The following is a 12,353-nucleotide window of genomic DNA, read 5'->3' on the forward strand; positions in this document are numbered from 1 at the left end:
CATTTGAGCTTGTTTTTTCACATTGAAAAAATCATTAAATAATGCCCAGTCGTACACCCCTTCATCAATTGGATATGCTGTTAAAACTCCTGATAACTTATGTTTATATATCCATATTTCCGCCTTTTCAATTGAAGTAAAAACTCCACTTGAAAACCGCCCTCCTTCTCCATGAAAAACCCAAATTGTATCTAACATATTGCTTATTTTATTAAAATTACCCTGGAAATCTTGTATGCAGGACAGTCCGACCTGGACTCTTTTCTATCTGCTCGAAATCATCTATTTTTCTACAATTATTGAAAATAACCATTTCGATGTGCTTACATTCGTTTACGTCCTTGACAGATTGTAAGTTTCTGCCGTAGTCGATACGAAATGTTCTTAGATTTTTGAGCCTCTCGATACCTTCCAAATTTTGCACATTAGTATAATGGACCAATATTTCTTCCACATTGGGAAAAGCATCCAAATTCACATGGAGGAAGAATTGCTTTATTATAAAATTTTAATTTTCCACATTTCTATATTTTGTCTCGATTTATTGCGGATAGTTATATAATTGTTGTCATCCCATTTATAATCTAAATAATAAACTATTTCACCACCGCTAGGCTCGCCTTCAGTTATCAAATCTCGATTGATTTCACGACCAGTCTTGTCAAATAAAACCCAAAATAATTTAAAAAAGTTAATCTCCCATTCACACCAAAGTCCTAATTTCCATTGACAATTTGGTGAGCGTTTGTATTTACTATTTATAAAGAATTTGTAATTTAAATCGTTGTCAAGACAGTATTTATATGCTTTCAGTAATGGTTCAGTATCCCACTTTTCCAATCCACAAATAGTTGTCATTCCGGAATGAATCAAATCAAGCTGTAAAGACTTCTTTTCAAATGGATTCATTTCAAAATACTGGTCAAAATTTATTTGCTTATAAACTTCGCGAAAACCTTTATGCGATGTTATTTTATCCACCTCTGAAGGATCCTCTCCAACAGAAATCATACATTTTCTGACATCATCAGTATTATATTCACGAAGAAATGACCAATACATTTCGGCAATACTCCAACATTCTTTATTAAATTCTCTAAAATTTTTACCTGGTAAAAATTTCGCTCTCAGACTAATTTGACTTAATTTCATTATATCCACTATTTACTTGGAAGCGAGATATAGTTATTTCCCTATGCATCATGAATCGCGTAATTATAGAGTAATTCTGCCAGTTCTTCATTAGAAAGGGATCTGTTTTGACTATTATTTGCATCTTCAATGGCATCTAAGAAATAATAAAAATCAAATAAATTATGGTAATTTATTCCATTATCTGAATATGCTATACTACCGCCAGTTTTCTCGATTTCAAAATATCTCAATTCATTATGAATATCCAATGGGATCTCCATAAAAATCTCAATCACTTCGGATTCCTCATGTAATGACTGCAGATGGCAGAATTCTTTGAACGAACCACCATCCCTAAAAAAATCAATTAATTCTAAAAGCTCCATGATAAAGATTGTTAGGGGGTAATACTTTTAAATGCTCCAATTTTTCGGGGAGAGGTAAGTTTTAGTGCAATAGTCTAATGTTAGAAGTTTCGGTTATAAACCCCATTATTTAGTACGCCTCCAGAACTTTTCAACTCTACCGCATCCATAATCTTTTCAAAATAACCAGAAACATACTCCCTATCCTCCGTATCTAAATTAAAAGTTTCGAACCTTTGGAGGCTTTCTTTTAAAAGTTCTTTATATTCAGCCTCGTCAAAATTATCCTTTGTGCCTTCAATAAAGTCATCAATACTGTCGTTAAGCAAGTCTGATAAAACTTTTTTGTCATGCCTTTTTTCTAAACCTGGATAAAAAGCACTTGCCTGAAATTTGGGTTCTTTCTTTAGTATCTCAAGGTTTTTTGTATGTTTAATTGAATAGTTTGATTTCTTGTTACAGGCAAATACAATCAATATTATTGAAATTGCTGTAATAAATACTGAACTTACTTTTAATTTTCTCATAAATTAGAATTCCTGTTTTATCTTTTTATCTTAAAAAATCTCTCCAAATCCGCTTTGAATTTTTATTTATTGAAACCTCGGCACACACTCCCGTCGTACATCAATTTGACAAACCGGTATTATATACGATATTACTTTCATGCTCTGACTTCTTTAAATATTCCTCTATCAGAGAAATCACTACTTTCTATTTTACTTTCTGGACTAAGAAAATAGGCAACTGTCTGAATAATCTCCTTATTTAGAGGGTTTAAAGTTGTTTGGTTTATTACAATTCTAGTTATTTTTCCAGCTTCATTTTCACTTAAATAAACTTCTCCCTTTTTTAGTTTCAATTCATCTAAATGCGTCTTATACACGCTTTTAATATCATTAAGATTGAAGAAGTAAATACTATCTTTTGTTTCAATAAACTTTTCGAAAACAAAATCGCCTCTTAATCCTCTATCTTTTTCGCTTAAACCACGATATTGAAATACAATATTTTCAATAGCTATTCCTTCAGATTTTAATTTATCTATTCTAAGTGGTAAATAATTTGGTTTTGTTTTATAATACTCGTCACCACAATCATTTTTACATTCGTGTTTTATACCAGAGATTTTATTTTTGCTTGGAATTTCTGAAAGATTATACATAGGAAGAGTGTTATCTAAATTAATTTTAAAAGATTGTGTAGAATCGATAATTATAAAACCAGATATGTGAGAATCTCTTCCCCCCCAAGCATCATATTTATAAAGTAATTTAGACGACCCCTCTATTTTTTGTACATATAATTCAGTAATATCCCATTCACTAGATAGGTCAAAACCACAGCTATTTAAGAGGATAGTAAGTATAGATAAAAATAAAAACTTAAATTTCATTTTTATGAGCAGTTTTTCTATTTGCAGTATTCATTAATTCGTTCTTTCGCATATTCTGCTCCGTTGTCCAATGCTTTATTCCAATTTTCGCAAGCTCTCTCTTTGTCTTTTATATTGAAATAAGTGTTGCCTAAATTAAAATATGCCTGTTGTTTTGCTTCCTGCTCCAGTTTGTCAAGTTGCAAAACTGTCTCATAGTCAGCGATTGCACCTTTATAATCTCCATTTTCGTCTTTAAGTCCACCACGATTTATTAAAGCACTCGCAAATTTTGGTGCAATTTCTATTGCTTTGTCGTAGTCTTTAAGTGCCAATTTCCAAGTGTATAGCTCGTTTTTTACGATAGCTCTTGAATAGTAAGCATTTGGGTCTTTGGGGTCAATTTGGATTGTTAAGCTCCAATTAAATATTGCTCCGCTTAAATCTCCATTGTTATAACATGCTAAACCTTTGTCAAAATAATAGTCCGCCTTTGTTGAGTCAATTACTGGAAATTTCTGCTCCTTTGGATCAAAAGGTCCACCGTAAGCATCAAGTTTTGCGTCAAATTCAAAACCTCTTTTATACATATCCAAATCCCAAAAAAGTAAGTTGTCGGCTGTCATTGGAATTTCATTTGTCTCTCCGTTTAGTTCCCATAATTTTCCGTATTTCTTAACTTCTTGAACAGTGTATGGATAGTGTGCCTTGATAAATTCTCCAAGCTTTTGTAAGTTCTCACTTTTATCTGAGATAAAAGTAAAGTCCATTTTTGTTAAGCAGTTGTCTTTAAGACCACTCTTGACCATACTATTAAAAACGTCTTCGGCAGAAACCATTTCTTTGGCAAATCCGCCAACAAAATTGTCCCAGGTGAAGAATGTCTGTTCCATTTTCTTTTGTCCGTAGGATATTAAGGTTGTTAATAAAAGTAATAGTGTCAATATCTTATTTCTCATTCGTGGTGTAAGTTTTTAAATCGACCAATAAAGCTGTTCGCTTAGCAATCTGATATGTCCCTTCAATTTTTTTGATTGATATAGTGATCATCTTTATAACTATTAAAATCAACATAAATGCTACTGTTATTAGTTACTATTATGGCATTATACTTTTCAATCGGGCAAGGTTAATACCCAAGACTAATATACATTCTTTATTCTGAATTAATAGGTCTACAGCTATTAACTTTCAAGGTTAATACAAACTGTAAGGCAAAGGTATTGATTTGAAAGTAGGATTGGTTACAGGAATCCGTAGGCTCTAGGCATTCAACCCTAATTTAGTATGCAAAGTTGAGGCGACATTGAACCAAATCATCCATGATGTGCATAGAATGGCTACGGGAAAACGTAAGAATATTATAGACTATACGATAAACCCAATAGGAAAATACGGGGCATCGTATAGATGATTTTTTCGGAACTGATGTACTCTGTCAGTACCGCAGTGCGGTAGCTCGTATTTTTTAACACATTTAGCCCTTGAATATAAAAACTGAATGGAGATTTTACTTTCTGGTAACGCAATTCAAAATTTCCATTTATAGTAGTTGGATCAGCACTGCTATCCCCCAGCCCTGTCTTCAAGAGACTCCAATCTGTCTTAAATACAATATTCTTCAGCTGATATTTCCCGGTAATGCTCCATTTATTAAGCGCGACCTTTTGACTATCGCCCAAACTCTTCTGCCAACTATCTGTTCTTGTCCAGGCCACTTTTACATCTGCCAACTTTGGTATAAACCATCTTAAGGAAAGATCTGTTGAAACTGTATTCTGACGTAGATAAATCTCGCTGTTATCGATACGCTGCGCTAACCTCATATGGATATAGGACAGGAATACACCAGGTTCAAACCTACCGTATCTTATACTATAGCCCCCGATATTGGTGAAATTGAGATCAGGTCGATCAAACAACTGCACCGTCTTCAACTGCTCGTAGGAAGAAGTCAAAAGGCTGTTCCCTTTGATCTTATCTTTCAAAGTCAATGCACTGTTAAAATGGATTACCCGAAAGTCCGTAAGTCTAAAATTGTTATAGGTAAAAGTAAGTTTATGGAATGTCTGTCCCTCCAGCAGGATATTTCCCCGGGACAAACTATTGTAACCTGTGATCCAATAAGACGGATTAAGGTCCATTGCTGTCGCAAAAGTATAACCCCTTCGGTAATTAAGGCGAAATCCATCCAACGCACTTTTCCCATATTTAAGATCCAGCTCCGGTTGTAGAAACCATTGCCCATGACGATCATCGTTTGTTGGAGTCTGATTGATTAAGTATAAATAGTACTGCTTTAAGGAAAATAGTATTTTTAACTTATCAAAGTCCAACCGATAGCTCCCACCCAAATAATTGCTGCTGTTTCGATAATACTGCTCGTGGTCAAATATGTGCGCACCCGTTGTATCCTGGGCTCCAACTGACTGTCCATTCTGCCGTAATAATTCATTTTGGGAGTTCGCTTCCAGATGAAGCTGCTGGTTCTGATTGATGACCCAATAGTATTTATAAGACCCATTGAAAAGATGCATCTTCCGCTCTACAGGTCTCACTATACTATAGTTCGCCATAGAATCAAAACGTATGAAGCCACGTAGGAAAAGGCTGTCCGAAGAAAGGGAGAAATTATCTTTCTCTGAGGTATACTGGTGCTGAAAAGCAAAAGAACTGTAACTTCGCAAAGAATGCTTCCAGCTCCCTTCGAGATATTGTTTTAAAACAATGGAATGTCCATCCTGGATTTGTATACTATTGTTGTCTACTCCAAATCTGTCAATGACATTGTTCATATGTACCTCCTGCCTGGGCATTGTCCAGAATGTACCCAGGTTGTAATCCAAGCTAAAATAGGGATTTGGCTTAAAATTGCTCGAAATATTGAAAGACGCCTGTCTATTGACCTGCGAAGAACGCATATTGGTTTGTTCTGTATACCGAAGATCGGGAAAAGAATAATGATTAGTGCCATCTAACATGGTACCCAACCTGTTTTCGGCATACACGCCATAGAGGTTTACGCTAAATTTCTTCTTTAGTCCCTTTTGAAAACCGTTGAATGCGGCGAACTTATTGATGTTCTTTATCACATTTCGATTGTCGCGATCATATCCAGCCAGGTTATTCTTATTAACTGAATTAGAAAAATATTGCAATTCGGCACCCTGAACCCGATCAATATCTTCTTTGGAGACCGGTGAAGTACCGATATTATTGATATCCCCAATAAAAGACATGGTTTTTTCCGGTGAGTAATAAAATAGGGCGGCGTGTTCCTTGTAGGATTTTTCGCTCCCCAATGACGATTCAAGATCCCCAAAGATGAAATTCTTCTTATTCTCTTTCAGTTTGATGTTCATGGCGAGCTGATCATTTACCTGCACACTTTTCAGCAGGTCGTTCTGGGAAAACCTACTGATCATTTCAACCTTGTCCACTGCTTTTGCGGGAATATTCTCGATAGCGAGCTTACTGCCGCCACCAAAAAAGCGTTCATTTTCCACCAAGGTTACATTGACCTGCTTCCCCTGAAAACGCACTTTTCCATCTTCAATGGAAAAGCCAGGCATCTTTTCAATAAGATCCTGTAATTTTCGGTCGGTACTGTCCCGGAAATAGTCAGCAGAAAAACGGATCGTATCTTTGGCAATTTCAACTGCACGGTATTGGTAGTCGATCTTTACTTCTTCAAGTCTCTTGACGGATTTTAATAATTTGAATTTTTGTTCTGCCGATCGAATATCCAAGGTATCAACAACTTTCTGATAGCCTAACCTGAAGATCGTAAGCTCAATTTTTCCTGTGTTCGAAAATTCGAGCTGAAAATGTCCCTGCTGATCAGTTTTCTGAAATACGGGAGCAATTCCGGAAGAAGGAATACGTTTGATCACGATACTTGCGTTCTCCAACGGTTTGTCGCTGTCATCCACAACAAGGCCTTTAAATAGCAAGTTTTGTTGCGCCAGTAAACTATTGGTCAGTAGACATAGGAGAATAAATAATAGTATATATCTAAACTTCACAAGCTATTAATAGGGAATATTCAAATCTTTGGCTTTTTCATATAATCTAGTACGCCACTCTTCTTTAGTAATAATTTCTTTATTTGGTAATGGTGCAATCTCAGGTTTACTTGCAAAATTCAATTCCTTCAATCCATAAAGAGTTCCACCTTCTTGAAATTCAAAGATCAGTCCTGGAAGATTCCGTGTGTATATAGGACCAAAGGATACCGGAATATCAGGGCAAAACCAAGCTATAACGAGCCTTTTCTTTATCTTAGTAACTCCTTCCTCGATATAGCTTGTTTCCCTATTTCCCGTTGCTTTATAACAGATGAATTCACCTATCTGCTTAGTTTCAGTGCTAATTTTCCAATCAAAATTATTATTTGTTTTTAGCATTAAACCCTTTTTATCAAGCGGGTTTTTCATATCCCGATCAAAATTATAGCAATACGCTGTATCCTGCCATGTAGAATCCCTATATCCTATTAAAGTCTCAGTACTCCTTACATCTGCCTTGGCCAACTTGTCAATTTCTTTACTTTTGACTCTGGTAAATAAGGACCTGCTTGCTGTAAATTCAAGTTTAAAAGTCATCATGGAAGCGATTTTCGGGACAAAAGAATGGGCGCTCAATATCCAAAGCTCCTCTGGCGTGTTAAGTGAACTATCGGCGCTTTTTATTACTGAATAATATGCATAGCCGGAAGTTCCCTGACCTTGGCTTTTTAAAATAAAAAATAATAAAAAAAAAGGAAGTAGAGTTCTGTGTAATCTCATTCTTAAAATTATTAATATGGCTGGATAAATCCAGCCATATTTATGAAATATAAATTTACCAAATTAATAATGACATTATGTCTGCGGCAATGAAGAGTGTGTACCATCTGCACACTTTTCCATTTCAATCTGCAAAATGTCATCCAATACATCTTGTGGATATGCCCCAACCATCTGACTCCCTCGAATTAGTACTTGTATAACGCAAATTACCCTCGGATCTTGAGCTTCAACCAGCGCATTTTCTTGTTTGGTAGGAGTTTCTTCAACCAACACATTTTCATGTTTGACAGGAGCTTCTTCAGCGATGGTTGATGCTTGAACTTGGCTCGCTCCAAAGATAACACCACCTAGTAGCATCATCTTTAAAATACTTTTTTTCGTAATTTATATTTAATATAATATCGAATATATTTATAAAAATTATGATTATAAGGCGGTTTTTTGAAATCTACACAAATGTATAGCAAACAAAAATCGTACTAATTAATTAAATTCCCCATAACTGCAATTATTTAAATATTTATCACATAACACGCTTAAGAAATTATCGACTTATAGTAAATTACACGAATAAGCGACCGCCAAATAAATCGACATAACTCGCTCCTATATCGCTAAAGACAGTGGTGCCGATGACAACATTGGCCGCTATTGGATCATTATAGCGTGAAATCTCCCTCCCTTCGATGGAATTGGTCGTGGTTACTATCATGGCATTATACTTTTCAATCGGGCAAGGTTAATACCCAAGCCTAATATACATTATTTATGCTGAATTAATAGGCTTACAGATATCAACTTTCAAGATGATTACAAACATTTAAGGCTAAGGTATTGGGTTGAAAGTAAGGTTGGTTACGGGAAACCGTAGCTGATTTAGGACAGTTCGATAGTGAATTATATTAGACTAAAGTAGCCCTTTACTAACCGCTAATCTCCAACAAAGCTGTATAGGTTTTTTCCCAATCTCCATTATTATTTAGCCGATCAGATATATGTTAACTTTTTTCTTATTTTTGAAATTATTGCAGATTTGCGAGGTAGAAAGTTAAAAATGAAGGAATTATTTCAAACATTCAAACCAAAAAATCCTATAGTCAAAAAGTATGTTGATTATTACTATTTGGACATTAAACCAAATAATGTGATCAATGAATTCCTATGTTTCCCCCATTTTAATAATACAATTTCAATTTATAGATATCATGTGAGATTGGAAAATGGAGAAATAAAATTTGATGATAACGCAAAACCATTTCAGATTTTCACCCCTATTCGGGAAAAAGTACTTAATGTAAAACAATCTGGAACAGTTTACAGAATCGTCATTGTATTTCATCCTTTAGGTATTCAGCAATTTTATGAAAATTTAAATTTTGCAGATTATATAACAGATTACGAGTTTTTCGGTCCAAAAGAACTAAAAGAAATCTTTTCTACAACTCAAATAAAACGTATTTCAGATTTTTTAGACAACGCTTTATTACATCGTTTTAAAAAATTTGAGAGCCCAATTTTAGAACAAGCAGTTCAATATATTTTCAGTAATGACGAGAAAATATCTGTCACAGAACTTTCAACTTACATTGGAATCAGCAGACAACATTTAAACAGAGTCTTTCAAATTAATTTGGGAGTTTCCATCAAAAAATTTTACGAAATAGTTCTTTTTAGACAGTCCGTTAACAAGAAACTTTTTGAGAACCCTGAAAGTAGCTTCACTGAAATTGCTTACGAGTTTAATTTCAGCGATCAATCTCATCTCAATAAAATCTATAAAAACCTCGTTGATAATTCACCAAGAAACTTTTTTAGCAAAGGAACTATTTTAGGAAAAGAAGATACTTTTTGGCATCTGGATCCTTAACGAGTAATGTTCCATTTTTACAAGTTTCCGAAATAGTTTGTCTGTAGATTTGCCTCATTAAATTTTGATTTATGAGATATTGTATTGTTTTATTTTTAGTTCTGTTAAGTTTATTTGCCCAAGCACAGGAAAATTATTCAACTTTGATTCGAAAAGCGGTCGAAAACAAAAAAAATGCAAAAGATTCAATTGCGTATCTGCATGCATTAGGATTGTACGAAGACGCATTCGCAAGATTTCCGGATAGTATAGATCAATTTAGCCGCTATAACGCTTCAATCTTAGCTTATAAATTGAATAATAAAGATAAGGCATTTACCTATTTATCTCCGCTGGCAAAGAAGGAAACCGACTGGAAAACTTATCCCGCTTGGAATTACATAATTAGAGATTATGCTTCGGAAGAATATAAAGATCTAATAGGTGACCCAAGATGGCAAATTTTGAAAAGCGATGCTATTAAAAATAAAGATCGTTTTTACAGCCAATTAAAAGTAAAGGAAGATGAATTTTTCAGCATAGAGCGAACTAATCTAGATAAATTTCAGGATGAAAAATCTCTTTATGAGAAAATAAAAAACTTTAATCCCTACAAAGTGAAAAAAAATCAGGATTATTCTATTTCATTCAAAATAAACGATTCAACCAAAACTTCGTTTTTTATTCATTTGCCAAAAAATTACAATCCTAAAAAGAAGTATCCCCTACTTTTCTTTCTCCACGGAGCAGTAAGAAGTAATGCGTTGATTGATTATCAATTTGCCGATTGGAATTTAGGCGGCTGGAATAGATATTACACAAAATATGCAGCTCAAAATGATGTCATTTTAGTCTTTCCAAAAGGGAGCAGGCAATACAATTGGATGACATCAAATGAGGGCTTTTTTATGATTCCCGAAATGCTTGAAAGTATCAAGAAAGCAGTCAACGTTGATGACAATAAAGTTTTCATTTCGGGACATTCTAACGGAGGAACGGGGTCGTTTTCATATCTGATGAAACAACCTACACAATTTGCAGGTTTTTACGGATTTAACACTTATCCAAAAATTTTCACTGGTGGTACTTTCGTTGAAAATATTAAAAACCGTTCATTTATCAATTTTTCAACAGATGAGGATTATTATTATCCACCAAACGCAAATGATGATTTAACAAAATTAATGAACGGAATAAATGCCGATTACAAAGATTATCGGTACAATGGATTTCCGCATTGGTTTCCACAATTTGACGAATCTGAACCAGCTTATCAGATTCTTTTTAACGACCTAATACCCCGAAAGAGAAACCCTTTTCCGAAAGAAATATCTTGGGAATTCGATGATGAAAAATACGGAAATATTGATTGGTTTTCTGACATAAAATTAGATACCTTAAGCCAAAAATCAAATTGGCACAAAGAGCTAAATTTTAAAATCAGCCAATGGTTGAAATATGACAAAGACGATAGCTTAATTGTTCAGGAAGTTGATAAAAAAGCTTTTGATTTTCCAAGAAGATCAGGAAAAATAAAAGCTGAATATCAAAACAACATTTTCAGAATTAAAACTTCTTCTATTAAATCATTTTCAATCAATATTTCGCCTGAAATGGTCAATCTGAAGAAGAAAGTAAAGGTTTACGTAAATGGCAAGTTGTATTTCAATAAAAAAGTAAAGTACAATCGTGAATATATGTTGCAGAACTTTGAAAACAACCAAGACCGAGAACAAATTTGGATAAATCGTATTAACCTTAATATATCCCAAAATATGTAAGTGTCCTTTTCATCAAAAGGTTGTTAAAAAGAATATCTACAGCTCTTAATTTCAAGATGATGACGCATTGTTAAGGCTACGGTATGGGTTCGAAAGAAGAGTTGGTTACGCGGAAGAACAGTCGATTCGTTCGGCAGTTTTAACAAAAGAAAAGGCCTCCTGAAATGCAGGTTTATATCAATGCCCAGCTTGGAGCGAATCTTGCGAGAGTAGCCAATATGGTAGGAACTAATCCTGGGACGGGAGTGAAAAACTGGGATCCTAATTGTAAATAAATTCAGATGCGAAAGGAACAAATAACGGAGCAGTTAAAAGAGTATTATCCGGAGGGTCTTACCCTCGACGATATCATGGCTTATTCCTCTTCAGAACCTTACAGTAACCGGAAACGATGTATTGAATCAGCCTGGTCAGACCGCGGGCAATGGGAACAATTAAAAGAATCCCTTACCGACCTGTCTGCTGAAATCTGGGACTACTCCTTCTTAGGGGGAAGCCCTTCGTATCACTTTTCCTTCCGCCTTGAGCAGAATGAAGACATTTTATACTCTTTATTTGTCAGTGTTATCTTACCCTATTTTGCGATCAGGATAATGAGCCTTTCCAATCGGGAAAAATCATTTACCTCTGTAAGCGACACTGATTTTCAGGTATTTGAAAAGCTGAAAAAGAAAGTACAAAATGTTTTCCCCGCGCATCTGATAATTAAAGATGATAGGTTGCTACAAACTAAGGTTGATATCTTCGAGGCAGATGGGGAAAATCCTCCGTCAATACAGCACCTTTTATTCTCGACGATAGAAACATAGTTACAGCAGCACTATTCCGCAGTCTTTCTCCAGATCAACCCACTCTTCGATAAATACCACCGATACCCTTTGGTCCATAAAATTTCTCCTTATCCTGTAATTTTTAGAAATTGGATTTGATTACCAACAATATTGAGCCGGTAACTCAATACAATAGGGCTTCCAGGAAAATTACCTGAGACTTCCGCTTTCAAAATACTTTGATCCTCATTCTTCTCAAAGCTGATAGGCTTCATAATTGACTTATAGTTTT

Annotated in this window: 13 protein-coding genes; 3 read left to right on the forward strand and 10 right to left on the reverse strand. The window is 34.7% G+C overall.

Annotated elements, in window-relative coordinates:
• The 10 genes from B4N43_RS22595 to B4N43_RS22640 form a co-directional block, all read right to left on the reverse strand.
• Positions 1-198 (reverse strand): DUF7710 domain-containing protein (locus tag B4N43_RS22595; protein WP_286736364.1); only part of this gene is annotated, 198 nt, incomplete at its 3' end.
• 300 nt (positions 199-498) lie between these two features.
• Positions 499-1,152 (reverse strand): hypothetical protein, encoded by a 654-nt coding sequence (locus B4N43_RS22600; RefSeq protein ID WP_286736366.1) that lies wholly within the window; start codon positions 1,150-1,152, stop codon positions 499-501.
• Positions 1,153-1,193: 41 nt separating this feature from the next.
• Complete coding sequence (locus B4N43_RS22605) at positions 1,194-1,520, reverse strand: hypothetical protein (protein WP_248931880.1); 327 nt, start codon at positions 1,518-1,520, stop codon at positions 1,194-1,196.
• Between the two features lie 80 nt (positions 1,521-1,600).
• The gene (locus B4N43_RS22610) at positions 1,601-2,026 is read right to left on the reverse strand and encodes a DUF4844 domain-containing protein (RefSeq protein WP_075993082.1); all 426 of its coding nucleotides are present in this window, start codon (positions 2,024-2,026) and stop codon (positions 1,601-1,603) included.
• Between the two features lie 137 nt (positions 2,027-2,163).
• The gene (locus B4N43_RS22615; protein WP_286736371.1) at positions 2,164-2,895 is read right to left on the reverse strand and encodes a hypothetical protein; all 732 of its coding nucleotides are present in this window, start codon (positions 2,893-2,895) and stop codon (positions 2,164-2,166) included.
• 17 nt (positions 2,896-2,912) lie between these two features.
• Positions 2,913-3,833: a tetratricopeptide repeat protein gene (locus B4N43_RS22620; RefSeq protein WP_248931881.1), complete on the reverse strand. Its 921-nt coding sequence runs from the start codon at positions 3,831-3,833 to the stop codon at positions 2,913-2,915.
• Between the two features lie 402 nt (positions 3,834-4,235).
• Complete coding sequence (locus tag B4N43_RS22625) at positions 4,236-6,899, reverse strand: carboxypeptidase-like regulatory domain-containing protein (protein WP_286736376.1); 2,664 nt, start codon at positions 6,897-6,899, stop codon at positions 4,236-4,238.
• A gap of 6 nt (positions 6,900-6,905) precedes the next feature.
• Entirely contained in the window at positions 6,906-7,661 is a 756-nt protein-coding gene (locus tag B4N43_RS22630) for a GLPGLI family protein (RefSeq protein ID WP_286736377.1), read from the reverse strand.
• 75 nt (positions 7,662-7,736) lie between these two features.
• Positions 7,737-8,024, reverse strand: a complete 288-nt coding sequence (locus B4N43_RS22635) for a hypothetical protein (protein WP_248931883.1) — start codon at positions 8,022-8,024, stop codon at positions 7,737-7,739.
• Positions 8,025-8,226: 202 nt separating this feature from the next.
• Positions 8,227-8,376 carry a heavy metal-binding domain-containing protein gene (locus tag B4N43_RS22640; protein ID WP_248931884.1) on the reverse strand — a complete coding sequence of 50 codons (150 nt, stop codon included), beginning with the start codon at positions 8,374-8,376 and terminating at the stop codon, positions 8,227-8,229.
• A 342-nt stretch (positions 8,377-8,718) separates the two neighbouring features.
• Here B4N43_RS22640 and B4N43_RS22645 point away from each other — a divergent pair, with 342 nt between their 5' ends.
• The 3 genes from B4N43_RS22645 to B4N43_RS22655 all read left to right on the forward strand — a co-directional run bounded on the left by B4N43_RS22645 (position 8,719) and on the right by B4N43_RS22655 (position 12,100).
• Positions 8,719-9,531, forward strand: coding sequence for a helix-turn-helix domain-containing protein (locus tag B4N43_RS22645; RefSeq protein WP_248931885.1), 813 nt, complete (start codon positions 8,719-8,721; stop codon positions 9,529-9,531).
• A 71-nt stretch (positions 9,532-9,602) separates the two neighbouring features.
• Positions 9,603-11,291, forward strand: coding sequence for an alpha/beta hydrolase-fold protein (locus B4N43_RS22650; protein WP_286736378.1), 1,689 nt, complete (start codon positions 9,603-9,605; stop codon positions 11,289-11,291).
• A 281-nt stretch (positions 11,292-11,572) separates the two neighbouring features.
• Positions 11,573-12,100, forward strand: coding sequence for a hypothetical protein (locus B4N43_RS22655; protein WP_248931887.1), 528 nt, complete (start codon positions 11,573-11,575; stop codon positions 12,098-12,100).
• Positions 12,101-12,353 lie beyond the last annotated feature (253 nt).

It is taken from the genome of Sphingobacterium sp. UBA1897 (genome assembly GCF_002337775.1).
In the GTDB taxonomy this organism is placed as follows: Bacteria; Bacteroidota; Bacteroidia; order Sphingobacteriales; family Sphingobacteriaceae; genus Sphingobacterium; species Sphingobacterium siyangense.